The following is a 21,325-nucleotide window of genomic DNA, read 5'->3' as shown; positions in this document are numbered from 1 at the left end:
CGCTTTGCGTTGTGGCGCAAAGGCCCTGGTTCGACCGGCGGGACGGGTCACGTACCGGGAAGGTCGCGTGACCGGATGCGGTCACCGGGCGCAACTGGCGGCGAGGGCGACCCCCAGCGGGGTGGCCACATGCCGCACGCTGCCGCCGTGCCGCGTGGTGACGAGCAGGTTCGCCTCCCGCAGCACGGCCGTGTGCCGGCTGGCCGAGGCGAGCGAGATGTTCGCCCGGGTGGCGAGATCGGTGGTACTACCGGGTTCCAGGGCCGCGCGCAGCACCGCCGCCCGGGTCTCGCCGAGCAGCCGGCCCAGCGTCGTGCCGGTGCCCGGCCCGAAGTCGGTGAGCCACAACGGATCGTGCTGCACCGGGTACACGACCACCTGCGGCAGCTCGTTGTCGAAGACGGTCACCGGGTGCGTCTGGCAGAAGAACGAGGGCACCAGGCGCAGCCCGCGGCCGTCGAGGTAGATGTCCCGGCCGGACGGATGCCGGGCGATCTCCAGCACCGGTCTGCGCCACCGCATCATCGGTTGGTAGCTGTCCAGCAGCCGCTCCACGCCGCGCTCGCGCAGGATCTGCCGGCGCATGGCCAGATCGCGTTGCACCTCCCGGTTGAGCCGGTCCCAGTACGGTGCGACGGCGAGGCGGTGGTAGGCGTGCAGCACGCCGCCGAACTCGGCCAGCGCCGCGCCGCGCCCGGCGGCCAGGTCGGCGAGCCAACCGCCCGCTCCCGGGGCGCCGCCCAGCCGGCCGATCTCGGCGCCCAACCGGTCCCGCGGCGTGGACAGGATCGCGGCGACGCCCTCGTCCAGGCCCAACGCCCCCTCGGGTGGGTTGAGCAGATCGGGAAAGTAGGCGGCATGCGGGGCCACCGGGACCAGCCGGGCGCGCACCTGCGCGGTGCGGCCGGTCCGGCGCAGGCCGGCGCAGACCTGCTTGCGCCACTGCCCCAACACCACCTGGCCGTACCGGCTCTGCAACGCCTGCACGCTGTTGACCAGCTCCCACAACGGATCCGGACCGTCGGCGAGACTGGTCAGCGCCAGGTCCCGACGGGTGAAGTGGATTCGCACGGTGCCTCCCGGTGACCACCCAGGGGTTCACTGTGGCATCAGCGGCGCCACTACCGGTAGCGCAGGTTCCCCGCAAGCTCGGCTAGCCGGCCAGGGCGGCGGCTTCCCTCGCGCAGCCCCAGGAGAGGCTGACGCCGTTGCCGCCGTGGCCGTAGTTGTGGACGCAGAGGGCGTCGCCGAGGGGTTGTGCCTCGACCCGGACGGCCGGGCGGTCCGGGCGTAGGCCGGTGACCACCTCGAGGATCTCGGCGCCGGCCAGGCGCGGCTCGATGCGTTGGCAGCGCGCCAGAATCCGGTCGGTCAGGTCGGGATCGGGGGTGGTGTCCCACCGGTCGGGGATCCGGATTCCGCCGCACACCACGCGATCGGTGTGCGGGAAGAAGCTCACCCACTCCGGCTCCGGGGTCAGCTCCATCACCAGTTCGGTCAGGCCGGGGTTGCCGACCACCACATGTTGGCCGAACACCGGGCGCACCGTGGCGTCCCCGGCCAGCTCCCGGGCGCCGAGGCCGGAGCAGTTCACGATCACCGGCGCCGCCTGCGCCGCCTCGGCCAGCGCGGCCACGGTCCGCAGCTCCAGCTTGCCCCCGGCGGCGGCCAGCCGGTCGGTCAGGTACCCGAGGTAGCGCGGCATGTCCACCAGCGGCATGGTCGAACGCGAACCGGCGGCGAACCCTTCCGGCAGCTCGGTTTCCGGGCACGGCCGCAGGTCCGGGATGATCCTGGCCTGGGGCGGCACCGCACCGGTGGGCACCGCGCCCAGGGTCAGCGCGGGTGCGAGCCGCACCCCGGTGCGCGGATCCCGAGCCAGCTCGGTGAACTCCCGCAGCGACCGTTCGGTCCAGGCCATGGTCCTGGCCATCGGTTCCTGGAACGACGGCCCCCACATCGCGCCGGCCACCACCGAGGTCGTCTCCAGCGGCGGCCGCGCCGTCCACACCCGCACCTGCCGGCCCGCCTCGGCCAGGCAGATCGCCGTGGTCAACCCGCTCACCCCGGCGCCGACGACCACCACCGGCTCGCTTGCTCGCGTCACCCTGATCACCCTAATAGCCGCCCAGCCTGCGCATTCAACGTTCTGTCAACGTTGTGTCGGCTGCCGTCGGGCATGCTTGCCGCTGTGCGGATCTCGTTGCGGTCCCGGCAGGAGGGGTATGCCGGGGAGTCTCACCGCGCGGCCGGGGGCTCGGCGAGCTTGTCCCGGACCCTGGCGGCGTCCGGGTTGCCCAGCTCGTCGAGGATGTCCAGGGCCGCCTGCCAGGCCGTGCGCGCGTCGTCCGGCGCGCCCATGGCCTGGTAGGTGTCCCCGAGATGGATCAGCACGTCCGCCTCGTTGTCGCGATCGCCCAGCTCCCGCAACACCTCCAGCGAACGCTGGAAGGCGGCCAGCGCCCGCGGGTACCGGCCGAGATGGTGCGCCGCATAGCCGATGCTGTCCCAGGTGCCCGACTCGCCCGGCCGGTCACCCAGCTCCTGGGTGAGCACCAGCGCCTCCTCGCACACGGCCAGCGCCCGCTCATGGTCCCCGAGCAGGCTGTGCGACCACCCGATCGCGTTGAGCGCCCGCGCCTGCCCGACCCGGTCGCCGGCCGCCGCGTAGAGGTCGTACGCCAGCTGGTCGTGGTGCAACGAGTCGCGCATTCGCCCGTCCAGTTCGGCCGTCCACCCGAGATTGTGCTGGATGTTGGCCTGGCCGCTCAGATCGCCGAGCGCGGCGTAGCGCTCCAGCGCCTCGCCGAAGTGCGCCCGGGCGTCGTCGTACCGGGCCAGCTGGGCGTAGGTGCGGCCCAGGTTGCGGTAGAGGTGCGCCTGCCCGGTGACGTCACCGGCCCGGCAGGCCGACCTCAGCGCGATCCCGTACACGCCGGCCTGCTCCTCCAGGTGCCCGCGCCGGTCGAAGAACTCGGTCAGCGCCCAGGCCAGCTTCCAGGCGTGACCGTCGGCTCCGGCGGCGCCGGCGTGCTCGACCGCGGCCAGCAGCGCCGGGCGTTCGGTCGTGCACCAGGCGATGGCGTCCTCGAGGCCGGTGAAACCCAGCGCGGTGACCCCGGGTCGCGGCGGGTCCAGCGGCACCGGCGCCCGCTGCGGGTGCAGCAGCCGGGCCGCCGCGTGCGCGGTGTGCAGGTAGTGGTCGAGCATGCGGTAGGTCGCGGCCTGCCGGTCGGCCGCGCCGTCCTCCCGTTCGGCCAGTTCGATGGCGTAGGCGCGCAGCAGGTCGTGGAACGTGTAGCGGCCGGAGGTGGACTCGACGAGCAGGTGCCCGCTGGTCAGTTCGGCCAGCAGCGCCCGGCCCCGGTCCAGCGGGATCCCGGCCAGGCTGGCCGCGGCCGCCGCGCCGAACTCCGCGCCGAAGTGCAGACCGAGCAACCGGAACAACCGCCGGGCGCCGTCGCCGAGCACCCGGTATGACCAGGACAGCACGGCCCGCAGGTCGACCGCCGGCTCCTCGTCGGCGAACGCGTCCAGCCGGGCGCCGGCCGCGTCGAGCTCCCGAACCAGGGTGGCCAGCGGCAGATCGGGGTGCAGGCTGGCCCGGGCGGCGACGATGGCCAGCGCCAACGGCAGCCGGGCGCACCGCGCGATGATCTCGCCGGTCGCGTCCGGCTCGGCCCGGGTCCGGTCCGCGCCGATCCGGCGCACCAGCAGTTCCTCGGCCTCGCCGGGGCTGAGCACGTCGAGCAGGACCGGTTGGGCGCCCTCGGCCACCACCAGCCCGGTGAGCCGGTTCCGGCTGGTCACCACGACCAGGCAGCCCGGGGTGCCGGGCAGCAGCGGCCGGACCTGCTCGGCGTCCCGGGCGTTGTCCAGCACCACCAGGATCCGTTTGTGTGCCACCAGACGGCGGAACAGGGCCTGCTGACCGTCGGCGCCTGCGGGGATCTCCTGCGGTGCGACGCCGAGCGCCTCGAGGAACGACCGCAGCGCCTGCTCCGGCGGCAGCACCGAACCGCTCGGGTCGAACCCGCGCAGGTTCACGTAGAGCTGGCCGTCGGGGAACCGGCCGGCGATCCGGTGCGCCCAGTGCAGCGCCAGCGCGGTCTTGCCGACCCCACCCGTTCCGGACACCGCGGAGATCACCACCGCGCTGGGTTCCCGGTCCGCCGAGGCCAGCACCGCGTCCAGCCGGGCGAGCTGCGCGGTCCGCCCGGCGAACCCGTGCACGCCGGCCGGCAGCATCGCCGGGCCGGCCGGCTGCTGGCGGTGGGCGGGCCGGGCCGGGACCGGGTCCCCGCCGAGCAGCCGGTGGTGCAGCGCGCGCAGGTCCGGTCCCGGGTCGGTGCCCAACTCCTCGGCCAGCCGGGTGCGAACCTGCTGGTACACGGCCAGTGCCTCGGGCTGCCGGCCACTGCGGAACAGCGCGAGCATCAACTGGCCGGCGACCCGCTCGTCGAACGGGTTGGCGGCCGCCCGGCCGGACAGCTCCGCGACCAGGCTGCCGGCCCGGCCGGCCCGCAGCAGCAGGTCGACGTGGTCCAGTTCGGCGGCGGTCCGCTCGGTGTGCAGCGTGTCGCGCAACGCGTTGAGCCACGGCGTGTCCAGGCCGGCGAACGCCGCGCCGTGCCACAGTCCGAGCGCTCGCTCGAGCAGGTCGACGGCCTCCCCGCCGGTCTGCGCCGACCGCGCGGCCTGCGCCGCCCGCGCGGTCAGCGTCCGGAACAGGTGCAGGTCGACGGCGTCGCGGTCAACTGGTAGCACGTACCCGCCGGCCCGGCGGCCGATCTCGACCCCGGCGGCCCGCAGCCGGGACAGGTAGGTGCGCAGGGTGGCCCGGGCCCGGACCGGCACCCGCTCCCCCCACACCCGTTCGACCAGCTCGTCGGCCGAGACCACCTCGCCCGCGTCGACCAGCAGCGCCGCCAGCACGCACCGCTGTCGCGCCGGCCCGAGGTCGACCACCGTCCTGCCGGCTGCCGCCTCGACACTGCCCAGTACCCGGAACTCCATCACCGCGCGCCAGCCTAGTGGCCGCATGGCCGCCCGGGGCCGAAACGGAGCCGACAGCCGCCGGAGTCCACAGTAGACACTGGAGCACCGTGGTCAGAGTTCGACCGGCAGCGCCTCCAGCCGGTCCCGCATCGAGACCCGGACCAGCGCCGGCGGCTGGTCCGCGGCCGGCCGGAGGTCGGGGAACCGGCGCAGCAGCAACCGGAAGCACTCGTCCGACTCGACCCGGGCGAGCGCCGCGCCCAGGCAGTAGTAGGCGCCCATGCCGAAGGCCAGGTGCCGGTTGTTCCGCCGGGTGATGTCGAACCGCAGCGGGTCGGGGAACACCGCCGGGTCGTGGTTTGCCGAGTACACGGCGAGAAAGACGTGCTGTCCCGGCGGGATGTCGTAGCCGGCGACGGTCACCGGCTCGACCGCCTCCCGCACCACGGTGATGACCGGACCGTCCCGGCGCAGCATCTCCTCGACCGCCGACGGGGTGAGGCCCGGGTCGGAGCGCAGCAGCGCCAACTGGTCCGGGTTGTTCAGCAGCAGGTTCAGCCCGTGCGAGATCAGGTTCGCCGTGGTTTCGTGCCCGGCGAACAGCAGCAGCACGCAGTTGGCGACGATCTCGTCCTCGTCCACCAGCCCGTCCCGTTCGGCGGCGACGAACATGCTGATCAGGTCGTCGCGCGGCCGCGCGCGCCGGTCGGCCACGATCCCGCGCAGGTAGTCCTGCATCTCCAGCACGCTGGCCTGGCTCCGCCGCAGCGTGTCCGCATCCGCGTTCTGGAACACCGCGCCGATGTGCCGCGACCAGACCCGCAACCGGTCCCGCTCGTCGGTCGGCATGCCGAACATCTCCGCGATGATGTTGGCCGGCAACGGATACGCCAGGTCGGCCACCACCTCCATCCGGCCGTCCGCGGCCGCGTCCAGCAGTTCTCCGGTCAACTGCCGGATCCGGGGCCGCAACCCGTTGACGGTGGACGGCGTGAAGTACCGCTTCAGCAGATGCTGGAACCGGTGGTGTCCCTCCGGCGTGGTGTGCCCCATCCACATCTCGATCGACATCCGCAGCGGCCGCAGTTCCTCCTGCTCCGCGGCGCTCAACCGCTCGAACCCCTGTGTCGCGTTCGCCGAGCGCAACCCGGCGTTGCGCAGCGCGGTCACCACGTTGTCATATCCGCAGACCAGATACGCGTGCAGTTTCGGCACCCAGCACAGCGGCGCCCGCGCCCCGATCTCCAACAGATATTCGAGCGGATCATCCGCCCCCAGCAGATCGAACTCCGGAACGGTAACTGTCGAATTCCCCATGCCGCCAGTCTTGCACCGCTGGACCCGCCGTGGGGCCGCGCGACCTCATTCTGCGGGACGATACTGACGAATCCGCTTACGGAGGTGGTGACAATGCGGCAGAGACTGTCTCGGCTCGGCATTGTGGTAATGGTGGTTGTCGCGGCGCTGTTCGGTTCCGGCCAGGCGGCGAGCGCCGATCCGGTCCTGCGGGTGTCGGTGACCGCGGCCCGGTTGGCGCCCGGTGGGCTGCAGGTCTTGCTGACCGGCCGGTACACCTGCGGCCCGTTCTCGCCCGGCTCCGACGGGGTCGTCGACCTGACCGTGACCCAGGATCCGGGCACCACCGGCTTCGGCTACCTGTTCGTGACCGTCTGCGACGGCACCGCCCAGGTCTGGTCCGCGCCGGTGGACAGCATCGGTGGTCCGTTCGCGCGCGGGCGCGCGGAGCTGACCGGGTCCGGCTACGCCTGCGACCGCGCCACCGGCGTCTGCGCCTTCACCTCGTTCGGGCCCACGCTCATTCGGATCCGGTGACCTCGGCGGCCAGGAACCGTTCGAGCTGCGCGACCACGAAGGCGTGGTCCTCGGCCTGTGGCAGGCCGGAGACGCCGACCGTGCCGACCGGGCCCACGCCGTGCACGATCACCGGGAACACGCCGCCGTGCGCGGCGTAGACGTCCGGGTCGAGCCGGGAGTTCTCCTCGAAGGTGCCACCGTCCACTCGGAACCGGGTGCCGACCAGGTAGGAGCTGTGGCCGTAGCGGTCCACCACCCGGCTCTTGCGCTCGATCCAGGCGTCGTTGTCCGCGGAGGTGCCGGGCAGCGCGGCGTGGAACAGGCGCTGTCCGTTGCGCCGCACCGAGATGGTGACCGGCAGGCCCTGTTCCCGCGCCGCGTCCAGCAACCGCGCGCCCAACGCCAGCGCGGTCTCGTTGTCGAACCGGCGAAACCGCAGCCGCTCCTCCTGTTCGGCGAGCGTGACCAGCAGTTGTTCATCAGCGGCAGCCATCGCTGCACCATACCGCCGGGCGGCCGGGCCGGCCGGTTGAGCGCGGGCGCGGGGTGGCGGGACGATGGTCGGCGATCGCCGTCGACCGAGGAGGAGTTCGGACATGAGCCCGCGACCGCCGTTCCCGCCGTTCGACGAACAGACCGCGGCGCAGAAGGTGCAGGCCGCCGAGGACGCCTGGAACACCCGCGACCCGGAGCGGGTGGCGCTGGCCTACACCGAGGATTCGGTGTGGCGCAACCGGGACGAGTTCGTCACCGGGCGCGCCGCGATCGTGGAGTTCCTGCGCCGCAAGTGGGACCGGGAGCTGGACTACGCGCTGCGCAAGGAGCTCTGGGCCTTCCACGGCAACCGCATCGCCGTGCGGTTCCAGTACGAGTGTCACGACCGGGCCGGGCGGTACTGGCGCAGCTACGGCAACGAACTGTGGGAGTTCACCGACGAGGGCCTCATGCGCCGCCGCGAGGCCAGCATCAACGACGTCGCCATCGCGGCCGCCGACCGCCGCATCACCGGCCCCCGCCCGGCCGCCGAGCACGGCGTGCCGTTCCCCGTTCAGTGAACGGTTCCCCCGAGACATCCGGTCAACGCGGGAAGTCGACCCGCATCACCACCCGGCGTGGCGTGGGGTGGCTGATCTGCCGGAACCCGGCGTCGGCGAAGACCTGGCGGGCGCCCACGTTCAGCTCGCCCCAGGTGATCTCCTTGCCCGGCTCGGTGATCATCGGGTAGGCCTCGAGCGCCCGGGCGCCGCGCTCGCGGGCGAAGGCGATCGTGGCCCGGGCCAGTTCGTAGGTCAGGCCGCGACCCCGGTAACCGACCCGGACCACGAAGCAGGTCACCGCCCAGACGGTGTCGTCGTCCTTGTCCTCGGTCCGGCCGCTCCACGGAATCCGGGAGGTGCGCAGCTTGGGGTAGGCGGTGCGCGGCTCGACCGCGGCCCAGGCCGCCGGCTCGTCCCCGACGTAGGCCACCAACCCGCTGGTGGTCCTCGCTTCCGGGTCGCCGCAGGCGGTCTGGGCCCGCAACATCGCGGTGCGTTGTTCCTGACTGGAGTCCCGCCAGATCCACCCGGTGACCTTGAGCCGCTGGCAGTGGCAGCGCGCCGCGTAGTCGGCCTTACCGAAGATCGTCAGCAGGTCGGTCCAGGGCGCCTCGTTGGCCGGCACGATCCGCACCGCACGGTCATCGTCCACGCCGGCACCCTAGGCGGTCAGCGTTGTGCGGCAGCCACCGCGGCGCGGACCTGCTCCACGCTGGCCGGCGTTCCGACCGGGTCGTCGAACGAGCCGTACGGCGGTCCGTAGACGGGCTGGCCCGGCTGCAGCCGCCAGCTGTCGGCCAGGGTGCCGATGTCCACCGTGTCGTAGCCGATCGCGTCCAGGAACTCGGTCGCGACCTTGTTGGCGTCCGGGTCGTCGCCCGCGATGGGCAGCGCGGTCCGGTCCGCCGCACCCGCCGGCCGGGCCAGCGACTGCAGGTGCTTGAAGTAGATGTTGTTGAACGCCTTCACCACCCGCGCGCCGGCCAGGTGCTGCGCCTCCAGTTCGGAGCTGGTGATCGAGTCCTCGTCGAGCTCGGCGAAGTTCCCGTCCCGCTCCGGGTAGTAGTTGTTGGTGTCCAGCACCACCTTTCCGGCCAGCTCGGCCACCGGCAGGTCCCGGAACGCCTTGAACGGCACGCTCACCACGACCACCTCACCGGCCGCGGCGGCCTCGGCGGCGGTCGCCGCCCTGGCCCGCGGCCCGAGCTCGCCGACCAGCTCCGCCAGCGTCTCCGGTCCCCGCGAGTTGCTCAGCACCACGTCATATCCGGCCGCGGCCGCCAACCGTGCCACCGTCGCCCCGATGAGTCCGCTGCCCACAAAACCAACTGTCGTCATATCCCCCCGAACCCCGCACCCGCCGCCGCCCATTCCACCGGCCACCATGACGGGGTTCACGTCCACATACTGGGAATCACGGCAGGGGCCCGAATGTGGCAACTGTTGACCGCCACTTGGCCCTGACGGGTAGCCCAGGTGCTCACTTAGCGTGTTGGACATGGTGCGTCGCGGTGGGTTGGTGGCTGGGCTGGTCGGGTTGCTGTCGGGGCTGCTGGTCCTCCCCGCTTCGGCGCAGGAGCCGGCCTTCGTCGTCGCGGACGGGGTGACCCAGCCGGTGCACAGCCTCGCCGACGCGGTGCGCGAGACCGTCTGGGTGGACATCGGACTCGACCTGGACGGCAACGGGACCGGCGACCGGGTGGCCACCGACATCATCCGGCCGGCCACCGCCGAGCGGGTGCCGGTGATCATCGACGCCAGCCCGTACTACGCGACTTCCGGGCGGGGCAACGAAAGCGAGCGCAAGAGCTACGACTCGGCCGGGGTGCCGGTCAAGTTCCCGCTGTTCTACGACAACTACTTCGTGCCGCGGGGCTATGCGGTCGCGCTGATCGACTTCAGCGGCACGTCGCGCTCCACCGGCTGCATGGACACCGGCGGCCGGTCGGAGGTCGCCTCCGGCAAGGCCGTGATCGACTGGCTGAACGGCCGGGCCACCGGGTTCTCGGCGGCCTCCGGCGGGAGCACCGTGGCCGCGACCTGGTCGACCGGCGCCGCCGCGATGATCGGGAAGTCCTGGGACGGCAGCGTCACCCAGGGCGTCGCGTCGACCGGGGTCGACGGGCTGCGCACCATCGTGCCGATCTCGGCGATCAGTTCCTGGTACGACTGGTTCCGTTCCGACGGCGTGGCGTTCCGCGGCTTCGGCACGCCGACCAGCCTGGCCTCCGGCTTCGAGAACGCCAACGCCCAGTCCCGGTGTGCCGCCGTACGGTCCGAGATGACCTCGGGCGCCCCGGCCAACGGCGACTACACCGCGATGTGGCAGCAGCGCGACTACGTGCGCAGTGCGGCCAACGTGCGGGCCGCGGTGTTCTCCGTCAACGGGCGCGCCGACCTCAACGTCAAGCCGGTCAACTGGGGCCAGTGGCTCGCCGCGCTGCCGGCATCGGTGCCGCGCAAGCTGTGGCTGTCCCAGACCGGACACATCGACCCGTTCGACTTCCGGCGCGCCGCCTGGGTTCCGACCCTGCACCGCTGGTTCGACCGGTGGCTTCTGGGGATCCAGAACGGGATCGAGAACGAGCCGCAGGTGTCGGTCGAGCGCGGTGTCGACCAGTGGAGCGACAGCGCCACCTGGCCCCCGGCCGGAGTCCAGACGCAGACCCTGCACCCGGTGGCGGGTTCGGTGGCCGGTGTCGGCACGCTGAGCGCGGCGACCGGACCGGCGGCGACCTCCTCGTTCACCGACAACGGTTCGGGGACACCGGCGAGCTACATCGCCACGCCGAACACGACCTCGTCCCGCCGGGTGGTGTACAGCACCGGCGCGCTGGCCTCCGACCTGCGGATCGCCGGTATATCCCGGATCACGGTCGCGGTGACCCCGTCCACGTCGACCGCGCACCTGTCCGCCTACCTGGTGGACTACGGCACGGCCACGTCCCGGAGTTCCACCGGGGAGGGCATCCGCACGCTGACCACGGAGTCGTGCTGGGGCGAGAACCGGCCCGGCGACGACGCCTGCTACCGCGACACGGCGCCGACCACGGCCACCGTTGACGCCCAGATCATCGCCCGCGGCTGGGCCGATCTGGCGAACTTCGCGTCGCTTTCCACCCCGCGCACCCTGACCGCCGGCACCAGGTACACGATGACCTTCCGACTGTCCACAACGGACTGGGTGGTGCCGCGCGGGCACCGGCTCGGTCTGGTGATCGCCGGCACCGACAGCACCATGACCACCACCCCGTCCCGGCTCCCCCGGCTGACCGTCAGCCTGGCCGACACCTTCGTCCAGATCCCGATGACCGGCAGCCTGCCGGGCGCGCAGCCGGGCGCCGCCCCGCAGGCCGCGCTGGTGCAGCCGGACGTGTCACCGGGACGGCTGGACGGCTGACCCGGGCGTCGCTGCCGAATGGCACGTGACCAGCCCCGAAAGGCCGTGGCACACTGAACCGCCTTCACCTTGTGTGCACCGGGGGGTAGTAGCTCTGAACCGCAGTTTCCAGGTCGACCTGCGTGGTCTGGTCGACCTGCTCAGCCACCACCTGTACTCCAGCCCGCGGGTCTACGTCCGCGAGCTGCTGCAGAACGCCGTGGACGCGACCACCGCCCGGCGGGCGGCGCAACCGGACGCCCCCGCGCGGATCGACATCGCGGTGGACGGCGCCACGCTGACCATCACCGACAGTGGCGTCGGGCTCACCGAGGCGCAGGTGCACGAGGTGCTGGCCACCATCGGCAGCAGCTCGAAACGGGACGACCTCGGCTTCGCCCGCGGCGAGTTCCTCGGCCAGTTCGGCATCGGTCTGCTGTCGGCGTTCATGGTGGCCGACGAGGTTCGGGTGCTCACCCGGTCGGCGGCAGGCGGGCCGGCGGTGGAGTGGACCGGGCGTTCGGACGGCACCTACCGGATCGCCCCCGGCGAGCGGGACACCGTGGGCACCACGGTGCGGCTGACCTCCCGGCCCGGCGGTGAGCAGTGGTTCGCCCCGCCGACCGTGCTCGAACTGGCCCGGCTCTACGGATCCATGCTGCCGGTCCCGATCACTGTGGACGGTGTGGAGATCAGCGGTGACGGGCCGCCGTGGCGGCGGGACGGCCGCGATCCGGGGCTGCGCAAGGCGGATCTGGTCGGCTACGCGCAGGAGGCGCTCGGCTTCACTCCGTTCGACGTGATCGAGCTCTCCGTCCCGGAGGCCGGGCTGTCCGGTGTGGCCTATGTGCTGCCGTTCGCGGCCAACCCGGCCGAGCGCGCCGGGCACCGGGTGTACCTCAAGCGGATGCTGCTGGCCGAGAGCGTCGAGGGGCTGCTGCCGGACTGGGCGTTCTTCGCCCGGTGCGTGGTGGACACCAGCGAGCTGCGGCCGACCGCGAGCCGGGAGGCGCTCTACTCCGACAGCCTGCTCGACTCCACCCGGGAGGCGCTCGGCGACCAGCTCCGCGGCTGGCTGGTCGGCCTGGCCCGCACCGAGCCGGCCCGGCTGGCCAGGTTCCTCGACGTGCACCACCTCGGCGTCAAGGCGCTGGCGCTGCACGACGACGAGATGCTGCGGCTGGTCGACACCTGGCTGCCGATGGAGACCAACGTCGGCCGGATGACCCCCGCCGACTTCCGGGCCCGCTACGGCACGATCCGCTACACCGCGACGATCGACGACTTCCGCCAGCTCGCGGCGGTCGCGGCGGCGCAGGACGTCGCCCTGATCAACGCCGGCTACACCTACGACGCGGAGATCCTGGAGCGGCTGCCGGTGCTGGAGCCCGGGCTGACCGTCCAGCGGCTCGATCCGACCGACCTCACCACCCGGTTCGCCGCGCTGGACCCCGAGGTCGAGCTGTCCGTGCGGGCGTTCCAGGCCGCTGCCCAGCGGGCGATGGACAAGGTGGGCTGCGAGGTGGTGCTGCGTTCGTTCGAACCGGCCTCGCTTTCGGTGCTGTACCTGCTCGACCGCGCGGCGGCGTTCCAGAGTGAGCTGCGGGCCACCCGGGAGCGGGTCGACGAGCTGTGGGCCGGTGTGCTCTCGGCGTTCGACAAACCGGTGGACGAGCGGCCGCAGCTGGTGCTCAACTATCGAAACCCGTTGGTGCGCAGGGTATGCGGTCTGTCCGACCCGGCTCTGGTGACGCTCGCGGTGGAGGCGCTCTACGGCCAGGCCCTGCTGCTGGGCTACCACCCGATCCGGCCGGCGGACGCCACCCTGCTCAACCGTTCGTTTCTCGGCCTGCTCGACCAGGCCGTACCCGCTGAGGAGCGGCCATGACGCCCGACCAGCTGTGGGAGCGGTTGGAGGCGGCCAGCCGGATGCCGTTCGGCCGTGGGCAGATCGCCGCGGTCGAGGAGGTGATCCGGCACGCGGATGCGTTGGGCGAGGAGGAAACCCAGTACGCCGCACGCATCCTGGCGACCCACGCGTACACCTACGGCGCCGAGCCGGCCAAGGCGTTCGTCACCTTCTCCTGGTGCCTGGCCGCCTACGACCGGGGTGCGGGCCTGCCCAGGTACGACCAGGAGCTGTACTGGTACTTCAAGTGGATGGTCTCGGCGCTGACCAAGTTTCCCGAGGTGCCGCTGGCCCGGACCTTCGCGGCGCTGGACGAGATGGAGCGCCGGTACCGCCTGGCCGGGCACACGATGAACCCGGTGCACCAGTACCGGACGGTGGTCGCCATGCACGTCGGCGACCTGGACACCGCGCGGGAGCAGTACCGGCTGTGGTGCGCCGCGCCGCGCGGCGAGATGTCCGACTGCGTCGGCTGCGAGCCCAGCGACAAGGTCCGGTACCTGAGCCAGGCCGGCCGGGACGAGGAGGCGGTCGCCCTGGCCCTTCCGGTGCTCGGCGGGGAGTTGAGCTGCGTCGAGCAGCCCCAGTCGATCCTCACCGCGCTGCTGCTGCCCTACCTGCGGACCGGCCGGCTGGAGGAGGCGGTCGACGCCCATCGCCAGGCCTACCGGGCCATCCGGCACAACCGGGGCGAGCTGGGGATGGTCGCCGACCACATCGCGTTCTGCGCCTACACCGGCAACACCGCGCGCGGGCTGGAACTCGTGGAGCGGCACCTGGGCTGGCTGGACGAACCGCGCGACCCCATGGCGGACATGCACTTCAGCGCCGCCGCCGCGCTCGTGCTGCGGTTGGTGGCCGAGTCGGGCCGCGCCGACCTGCCGGTGCGCGGCTCGACGGCCGGTGCGCTGCGCGACGAGCTGGCCGGGCGGGCCCTCGAACTGGCGCAGCGCTTCGACACCCGCAACGAGACCCCGGCGCAGGGCGACCGGATCCGCGCCCTGCTGTCCGCCGCGCCGATCGTGGACCACCTGCCGCTGTCCGGCCCGGTTCGGCCGGCCCCGCAGCCGGCCGCGGCCGAGCCCTCCGTTCTGCCGGACACCCCGGAGGAACTGGTCGCGTTCGCCCGGCGCGAGGCGTGGCTGGGGAACCGGCCCCGGCGGATCTGGCAGCGGTTCGACGAGCTGTGCCCGGATCCTGAGCCGGCGCTGCTGGCGCACCGGTTGGTCGCCCGGGGCAGCGCGGCGGGGCGTGACGATGTGGCGGCCGCCGAACCGCACTGGCTGCGGGCGGCCGAGCTGTTCGCCGAGGTGGGTGCGGAGGTGCACCGGCAGGGTCTGCTCGCCCGGTTGGCGGTGCTGCGCAAGCTGACCGGCCGCGACGAGAACGTCGTCGCGGAGGTTGCCGGCACGGTCGAGACGGTGGCCCGGATCGGCACCGCAGACGACCATGCCCAGGCGCTGGTCCGGCTCGCGTACGCGCACCGGGTGGCCGAGCAGCCGCAGGAGGCGCTCACGGCCCTGGAACAGGCGGCCGAACTGGCCACCGACGACGCGCTCCGGGCGCACATCGCGCTGGAGACCGCGCACTTCACCGTCGCTCTCGGGCCTGACCGGTACCCGGCGGCACTGGCCGCCGCCGAACGAGCCATCGCGCTGTTCGAGCCGGTCGGTCCGTGCGACGGGCTGCGCGAGGCGCAGCGCCTGGCCGCCCAGCTGTGCGCCGAAGCCGGAGATCCGGAGCGGGCCGCCGGCCTGCTCGACACCGCCGCGCTCGCCGAGGACCCGTTGCTGCGGGCCCAGGCCCAGCACGACCGCGGCCGACTCGGGCTGGACCTCGGCCAGGCCGAGGCGGCGCACCGGGCGCTGGCCGCGGCGGTCGCCGGATTCGCCGCGGTGGACGAGACCATGGCCGCGGCTGTCGCCCGGATCGACCTCGCCGCCGCCGCGGTGCTCGCCGGCGTGCCGGAGGAAGCGGCCGACGCCGCCGAAACGGCGATCAGCGAGCTGACCGCGACCCGCCGGACCGCCGAGCACCCGGCGCACCTCGACGCCGAGCTCGCCCGGGCCCGGTTCCAGCTCGCCCGGGCCTATCGCGAGCTGGGCCACCCGGACCAGGCGGTGGAGCTGCTCGACCTGGTCGCGGCCCACTGCCAGGAGCAGGACAACCCGGCCGGGGTGGGCCAGATGCACGGCGTCGCCGGGGAGGTCCTCGACGAGTTCGACCGCGAGGCCGAGGCCGCGGAACGGTTCGGCCTCGCCGCCGACTCCTATGCCTCGGCGGAGCTGGCGCTGCCCGAGCTGGACAACCGCCGCCGGGCGGCGCTGTCCTGGCACTGGGCGGACGACCTGGACCGCTCCCTGGCCGCGCTCGCCGCAGCCGAGGCGGTCGCCGACCGCCTCGCCGACGACCCCGACGCGGTGTGGCACCTGGCGATACTCGGCTACGACGGCGGCCGGATCCTGGCCAACGCGCCGGGCCGGCTGGCCGACGCGTTGCACCGCGTGGTCCCCGCGGCCGACCGGTTCCGCTCGGTGGGCGCCATCGTGCAGGCGGGCATCGCCGACGCGCTGCACGGGCGCATCCTGGTCGACCTGGACCGGCCCGGTGAGGCGGAGAAGCTGCTCACCGCCGCCCTCGAGGCCCTCCCCGCCGACGCCACCGGTCCCCGCGAGGACATCAGGGAGCTGCTCGACTCCATCACCTCGGCCGAGTAGCCAACCACCGCGTCGGACAGCAACGTGACCTCGTGGTCCCATTTGACAAATGTATTTGTCAAATGGAGGATGGCCGCCATGACCCCCGACGCGATGCGGGTGCTGGCGGAGCCGGACCGGCTCCGGGAGGCCCTCACGCCGCTGCGCCGTCGGCTGCTGGAACGGCTGCGCACCCCGGCCTCCGCCACGGAACTGGCCGCCGAACTCGAGCTCCCCCGCCAGAAGCTCAACTACCACCTGCGGGTTCTCGAGCGGGCCGGCCTGGTCGAGTTGGTCGCGGAGCGCAGGCGGCGCGGCTGCACCGAACGGATCCTGCGCGCCAGCGCCGACGCCTTCGTGGTCGACCCCACCGTGCTCAACTCCGACGAACAGGCCACGTTCACCGCGATCGGCGACCGCTACGCCGCCGAGCACCTCGTCGGGGTCGCGGCCGACACCGTGCGCCAGGTCGCCCGGATGCGAACCGCGGCCGAGCGGGCCGGCACCCGACTGCTCACGTTCACCCTCGAGGCGGACATCCGGTTCGCCCAGCCTGCCGACGTGCACCGGTTCGCCGATGCTCTGCACGACGCGGTGGCCAGGACCGCGGCCGAGTTCGACCGGGCGGGCGGACGGTCCTACCGGATCGTCGTCGGCGGGCACCCCACTCCCAAGGAGACCGGCAATGACTGAGCCCTTCCGGATCGAGCTGACCATCGCGGCGCCGGCCGACGAGGTGTGGCAGGCCCTGCGTGACCCCGAACTGATCCGGCGCTGGCACGGCTGGGAGATCGAGGACGGCGGTCTGGACGACGAGATCGACCTCATCTACCGGCAGCACGCCACCGAGACCGAGCCCGGCCGCGTCCTCAGCCTCGGCGACGGCACCACGTTCACGCTCGACGACGGCGGTGACGACGGCGGGACCCGGATCCGGATGGTCCGCGGTCCGCGCGGCGGCAACCCCGAATGGGACGAGTACTACGACGACATCACCGAGGGCTGGGTGACCTTCCTGCACCAGTTGCGGTTCGCGGTGGAACGGCACGCCGGGGTGGACCGTCGGACGCTGTTCTTCAGCGGCGCGCCCGGCCCGGCCGGTGAGCCGCGCACCGCGCTCGGCCTGGACCGGATCACCGCCGAACCCGGCCAGGCGTACCGCACCGACCTGGTCGGTGAGCCGGTCACCGGCCAGGTCTGGTTCCGCTCCACCCGCCAGACCGGGCTCAGCGTGGACGGCTGGGGCGACGGGCTGGTGATCGTCGGGACCGCGCCGCCGTCGGCGCAGCGCCCGCACCCGCAGGCGATGGCCGTACTCACCACGTACGGCTTGGCGGACAAGGAGTTCGACGAGCTCGCCGAGCGGTGGCGGACCTGGTGGGAGCAGACCTTCACCAGCTGAGGGATCGGGGCACCAGTTCCGCTTCCGCGTCCTCGTCGTCGAGCAGGTTCCAGATGTCGTCATCGGTGACGGGATGGCCGGCCAGGCCGTCGAGCCGGCGGGCGGCCTCGCCGGCGGCGGCGCGGGTGTCGGCGTGCGCGTTTCGCCGGCCGGCCAGCGCGAACACCGGCTCGATGGTTTCGGCCAGCCGGGCCACGACGATCCAGTCGCCGTGTTCGGCGGCGTGGCCGATGATCGCCAGCGCCGTACCGGCGGCGTCCAGGGCCACTCGCCCGCCGGGTTCCTCCTCGCCGAGCCACCGCTGGATCGAGCCGACCGCCTCGGTCAGGGTGAAATCGTCGGTCAACAGCGCCAGATAGTCCTCGGCGTGCCGGACCGGCAGGCCGAACCGGTCCCCGGCCCGGTCGGCCAACCCGCGTTCGTGCAACGACTCCAGCGTGGTGCGCGCGTCGCGGCGGCCGGTGACCCGGCCGACCAGGTCCGGTGGCAGCAGGGCACCCGCCGCGAACGCCAACAACGTCAGGGTGCGCTGCTGGGGCCGGGTCAGCGCATCGATCCCGAGCCGGTCCAACGCTTCCGGATCGTGTTCGAGCGCGTCGGCGAGATCTGCCGGGGAGTGGCTGCCGTCCCGCATCAGCGCGCCGGCCTGCCGCAGGCGCAGCGGCTGACCGCCGGCGATCCGGACCAACCGCGCGGCGGCCGGAAGCTCGCTCGCGGTGAGCTCCCGGCCGGCGTAGCGGCACAGCGCCTGCTGGGCCAGGTCGGCGGGCAACCCGGTGAGCGGGATGGACCGGCCGCGCCGGCCGAGCAGCGGCCGGGCGCAACCGATGATCACGGTGCAGTGCGGAAGATCGTCCAGGAGGTCGCGCAGTTCGTCCGGGCTCAGGCTCACGTCGTCGAGCACCACGGTCGCCCGCACCCGGGACAGCGGCAGGTCCGCCGGGCACAGCTCCGCGAGGGATTGCCGCAGATCGTTCGGACCGTAGCCGCCCACCTGCAGATGCAGCGCCGGCACCCCGGAGGCCGCCGCCCACCGCGCCGCGACCTGCCGCAGCAGCGCGGACTTGCCGTAGCCGCAGGCGGCGTGGAACTCGACCGGCCGGCCCGGCGCCGCCGACAGCGCGGCGCCGACCTCCCGGTCGCGGCCGAGCAGCGGCTCGGTTTCCACGGCCGTGGCAACGTGGTTCATGGCGGTCCCCTCGCCGGCGCGGATGCCCCGGATACCCCTCGCGTGGGCAAGCATCGCCGCCGGGCCGGCTTCGGCACATCCCTGGGCTCGGGGAGATTCTGTGCGAGAAGTTATAGTCACCGACCGTGGCAGCGACCGGCGGCGGTGGTGGGTCACCGGTCCTCGGGCTGGTCGGGCGCGAACGCGAACTGGAGCGGCTGCGCGGGCTGCTCGCCGAGTCCAGCACCGGACCGCTGCGTACGGTCGTCGTCGAGGGCGAGGCCGGCGTGGGGAAAACCGCGCTGTTGGGCCAACTTCAGGCCGACGCGCGGGCGGCGGGCGTTCGGGTGCTGCTCGGTGCGGCGCAGGAGTTGGAGCGGAACCTGGCCTTCGGCGTCATCTTCGGGATGGCCCGCGGGCAGTCGCGGGAGGAACCGGGCGCCGCGGTCTTCGCGGACCTGCTGGCCCTCGGCACGGCCGGTGACTCGCACGGCACGGATGGTGGTTTCGCGGTCACCGAGGAACTGGTGGCCGCGCTGGAGTCCTGCGCGAGCGCCACTCCGGTGCTGCTGTGCCTGGACGACCTGCACTGGGCGGACAGTTCGTCGGTCGCCGCCACCGGCGCGATCGTCCGCCGGCTGGCCGATCTGCCGCTGCTCGTCGTGCTCACGCTGCGCCCGTCACCGCGGTCCCGGGAGGTCGACCAGTTGCTCGAGGCGCTCGGCGCGGCCGGCGCAAGCACGCTGCGGCTGGCGCCGCTGCCGCAGGACGCGGCCGTCCGGCTGGCGACGGAGATCCTCGGCGGGCCGCCCGGACCGTTGCTGCGCGAGCAGATCACCGCCGCCGCGGGCAATCCGCTGTTCGTCGTCGAACTGCTGCGCACGCTGCGCCAGCAGGACCTGATCTCGACGACAGCCGACGGCGCCGAGATCGGCCGCCGCGTGGTGCCGGCCAGCCTGCGGGAGATCCTGTTACGCCGCTACGGTTTTCTCGCCGAGCCGACGCTGCGGTTGTTGCGGATGGCGAGCATTCTCGGCCGGTCCTTCGACGTGGGCGAGCTGGCGGTGGTGCACGGCTCGCGGCCGACGCGGCTGATGGCACGGCTCGACGAGGCCATCGCCGCCGGCCTGATCGCCGACAACGGCGAGAGCATGATGTTCCATCACGACCTGTTCCGCCAGGTGCTCTACGAGAGCATGCCGGGCGCGCTGCGGATCGCGCTGCACCGCGAGGCCGGCGCCGCGCTGGCCACGGCCGGCGCGCCGGTGGTGCGGGTCGCCGAACAGTTCTTCAGTGCCGACCCGCACGGCGAGCAGACCGTGGAATGGCTGTGGCGGGCCGCCCGCGAGTCGGCCCGCCGGTCCACCGCGCTGGCGGTGCGGTGGTACGAGCGCGCGCTGGCCGCCGTGCCTCCCGGCGACGCGCGCCGGGTCACCCTGATCTCCGAGCTGGTGCCGCAACTCGTGCTGCGCGGCCGGATCGCCGAAGCCCAGCGGGCCGCGGCCGAAGCCATCGACCACGCCGAGGATCCGGCGATCGCGGTGCGGCTGCGGGTGGTGCTCGGCCATGCGCTGACCCGGCAGGGCCTGTGGAGCGCGGCCAAGGAGCAACTGGCCATCGCCGCGGCGCAGTACCAGGACCCGACGGCGGTCGCGGTGGTCTCCGCGCCGGACAGCTTCCTGCGGCTGATCACCGGTGAGGTCGGCGCCGCGGTGGCCCTGGCCGAACGTTCCGAGGCGGCCGCGAAGGCCACGCACAACGAACTCGCCGTCGCCACCTGCCTGATGACCCGGACGCTGGGGGCGAGCGCGACCGGCGCGGTCGAGGCGGCGATCACCCTCGGCCGGCAGGGCCTTGCCATGACCGACCGGTTGCGGTCGTCGTTTCGCGAGTTCCTGCTGCCCGAGCTATGCCTGGGCGTGGCGCTGACCGACGCGGACCGGCCGGCGGAGGCCGAACGCCACTACCGGGACGGCCTGGACCGCGCGACCCGGGTCGGCGCGACCGGCGTTCTTCCTTATCTGCAGGCGAACCTGGCGATTCTTCGGCTGCACACCGGCGCCTGGGCGGACGCCGGCTCGGAGGCCGAGGCGTGTCTGGAGTTGGTCGGCAGCACCGGAACCCGGTGGACCGCGCACGTGCGGGCGATTCTGGCCCGGCTCGCGATCTCCCGGCGCGAGTTCGCCGAGGCACACCGGATCCTGGCCGAGGCCGAGACGGAGCTGGAGTCCTCCGGCCATCTGATGGGCGCCAACTGGGTGCTGTGGGCCAAGGCCCTGCTGTTCGAGGCGGAGGACCGGCCGGACCAGGCCGCCGAGACCGCCGTCGCCGCCTGGCACGTCCTTCCGGAACTACGGTTCCTGCACACCAACTGGATGTTCCCGGCCGATCTGCTCCGGTTGGTCGGCGACGGCGACCAGGTCACGGCCACCGCCATCGTCGAGGAGACCGCCGCGGCCGCCGGGCGCATCGGCACCGGCAGCGCGACCGGCGCCGCGCTGCGCTGCCGGGCGTTGCGCAGTGGGGACCCGGAGACCGCACTCGCCGCGGTCGCCGCCTACCAAGGATCGGACCGGAAGGTGGAGCTGGCGATGACCCGGGCGGAGGCCGCCGCGATCCTGGCCGAGGCCGGGCAGGGTGACCGCGCCCGGGAACACTTCCGCGCCGCCGCCGACACGTTCGCGGCGGCCGGCCTCACCCGCGAGGAGAACCGGATCGACGCCACCATGCGGACCCATGCGATCCACCGGGGCCGGCGCCGGTCCCGCAAACCCACGGTGGGATGGAACGCGCTCACGCCGACCGAACTGTCGGTGGCGAAGCTGGTCGGCCAGGGCCTGTCCAACCCGCAGATCGCCGCGAGCCTGTTCATCTCGCGCTACACGGTGGAAACCCACCTCAAGCACGTGTTCAGCAAGCTC

At 73.1% G+C, this 21,325-nt stretch carries 16 protein-coding genes; 8 read left to right on the top strand and 8 right to left on the bottom strand.

The genetic code is table 11. The features are described 5' to 3' along the window. Positions 1-81: 81 nt before the first annotated feature. The 4 genes from VFO68_RS03870 to VFO68_RS03855 form a co-directional block, all read right to left on the bottom strand. Positions 82-1,071 carry a winged helix-turn-helix domain-containing protein gene (locus VFO68_RS03870; RefSeq protein WP_325156739.1) on the bottom strand — a complete coding sequence of 330 codons (990 nt, stop codon included), beginning with the start codon at positions 1,069-1,071 and terminating at the stop codon, positions 82-84. An 82-nt stretch (positions 1,072-1,153) separates the two neighbouring features. Beyond that, the gene (locus tag VFO68_RS03865) at positions 1,154-2,107 is read right to left on the bottom strand and encodes an FAD-dependent oxidoreductase (protein ID WP_325156738.1); all 954 of its coding nucleotides are present in this window, start codon (positions 2,105-2,107) and stop codon (positions 1,154-1,156) included. 131 nt (positions 2,108-2,238) lie between these two features. Next, positions 2,239-5,016: an AfsR/SARP family transcriptional regulator gene (locus VFO68_RS03860; protein ID WP_325156758.1), complete on the bottom strand. Its 2,778-nt coding sequence runs from the start codon at positions 5,014-5,016 to the stop codon at positions 2,239-2,241. Positions 5,017-5,109: 93 nt separating this feature from the next. Then, entirely contained in the window at positions 5,110-6,315 is a 1,206-nt protein-coding gene (locus VFO68_RS03855; RefSeq protein ID WP_325156737.1) for a cytochrome P450, read from the bottom strand. 129 nt (positions 6,316-6,444) lie between these two features. Between VFO68_RS03855 and VFO68_RS03850 the strand changes: the two genes are divergently transcribed. After that, positions 6,445-6,831 (top strand): hypothetical protein, encoded by a 387-nt coding sequence (locus tag VFO68_RS03850; protein WP_325156736.1) that lies wholly within the window; start codon positions 6,445-6,447, stop codon positions 6,829-6,831. Here VFO68_RS03850 and VFO68_RS03845 read toward each other — a convergent pair. Then, entirely contained in the window at positions 6,815-7,306 is a 492-nt protein-coding gene (locus VFO68_RS03845) for a heme-degrading domain-containing protein (protein WP_325156735.1), read from the bottom strand. The two genes, VFO68_RS03850 and VFO68_RS03845, sit on opposite strands and share 17 nt — an antisense overlap. Positions 7,307-7,409: 103 nt before the next feature. Between VFO68_RS03845 and VFO68_RS03840 the strand changes: the two genes are divergently transcribed. Then, positions 7,410-7,868 carry a nuclear transport factor 2 family protein gene (locus VFO68_RS03840; RefSeq protein ID WP_325156734.1) on the top strand — a complete coding sequence of 153 codons (459 nt, stop codon included), beginning with the start codon at positions 7,410-7,412 and terminating at the stop codon, positions 7,866-7,868. 22 nt (positions 7,869-7,890) lie between these two features. Here VFO68_RS03840 and VFO68_RS03835 read toward each other — a convergent pair whose 3' ends face one another. Together VFO68_RS03835 and VFO68_RS03830 are read right to left on the bottom strand one after the other, a co-directional pair. After that, on the bottom strand, positions 7,891-8,502 hold the full coding sequence (locus tag VFO68_RS03835) for a GNAT family N-acetyltransferase (protein ID WP_325156733.1): 612 nt from the start codon (positions 8,500-8,502) through the stop codon (positions 7,891-7,893). 17 nt (positions 8,503-8,519) lie between these two features. Beyond that, the gene (locus VFO68_RS03830) at positions 8,520-9,170 is read right to left on the bottom strand and encodes an NADPH-dependent F420 reductase (RefSeq protein ID WP_325156732.1); all 651 of its coding nucleotides are present in this window, start codon (positions 9,168-9,170) and stop codon (positions 8,520-8,522) included. Positions 9,171-9,348: 178 nt separating this feature from the next. Between VFO68_RS03830 and VFO68_RS03825 the strand changes: the two genes are divergently transcribed. The 5 genes from VFO68_RS03825 to VFO68_RS03805 all read left to right on the top strand — a co-directional run bounded on the left by VFO68_RS03825 (position 9,349) and on the right by VFO68_RS03805 (position 17,236). Continuing rightward, positions 9,349-11,250 carry a Xaa-Pro dipeptidyl-peptidase gene (locus tag VFO68_RS03825; protein WP_325156731.1) on the top strand — a complete coding sequence of 634 codons (1,902 nt, stop codon included), beginning with the start codon at positions 9,349-9,351 and terminating at the stop codon, positions 11,248-11,250. A gap of 73 nt (positions 11,251-11,323) precedes the next feature. Then, entirely contained in the window at positions 11,324-13,117 is a 1,794-nt protein-coding gene (locus VFO68_RS03820; RefSeq protein ID WP_325156730.1) for an HSP90 family protein, read from the top strand. Continuing rightward, the gene (locus VFO68_RS03815) at positions 13,114-15,855 is read left to right on the top strand and encodes a hypothetical protein (RefSeq protein ID WP_325156729.1); all 2,742 of its coding nucleotides are present in this window, start codon (positions 13,114-13,116) and stop codon (positions 15,853-15,855) included. The genes VFO68_RS03820 and VFO68_RS03815 overlap by 4 nt, the downstream gene beginning before the upstream one ends. A 78-nt stretch (positions 15,856-15,933) precedes the next feature. Next, complete coding sequence (locus tag VFO68_RS03810; protein WP_325156728.1) at positions 15,934-16,527, top strand: helix-turn-helix domain-containing protein; 594 nt, start codon at positions 15,934-15,936, stop codon at positions 16,525-16,527. After that, positions 16,520-17,236: a hypothetical protein gene (locus VFO68_RS03805; RefSeq protein ID WP_325156727.1), complete on the top strand. Its 717-nt coding sequence runs from the start codon at positions 16,520-16,522 to the stop codon at positions 17,234-17,236. Before VFO68_RS03810 ends, VFO68_RS03805 begins: the two co-directional genes overlap by 8 nt. On the opposite strand, the gene VFO68_RS03800 is transcribed toward VFO68_RS03805, so the two are convergent. Then, positions 17,226-18,425: a hypothetical protein gene (locus VFO68_RS03800; RefSeq protein WP_325156726.1), complete on the bottom strand. Its 1,200-nt coding sequence runs from the start codon at positions 18,423-18,425 to the stop codon at positions 17,226-17,228. The two genes, VFO68_RS03805 and VFO68_RS03800, sit on opposite strands and share 11 nt — an antisense overlap. A gap of 125 nt (positions 18,426-18,550) precedes the next feature. On the opposite strand from VFO68_RS03800, the gene VFO68_RS03795 reads away from it, so the two are divergent. Next, on the top strand, positions 18,551-21,325 hold a 2,775-nt coding region (locus VFO68_RS03795; protein ID WP_325156725.1), incomplete at its 3' end, for a helix-turn-helix transcriptional regulator.

It is taken from the genome of Actinophytocola sp. (assembly GCF_035712165.1).
Lineage (GTDB): Bacteria > Actinomycetota > Actinomycetes > Mycobacteriales > Pseudonocardiaceae > DASYTH01.
Note: the sequence above shows the minus strand (reverse complement) of the source record. Positions and strands in the feature narration are given on the sequence as shown.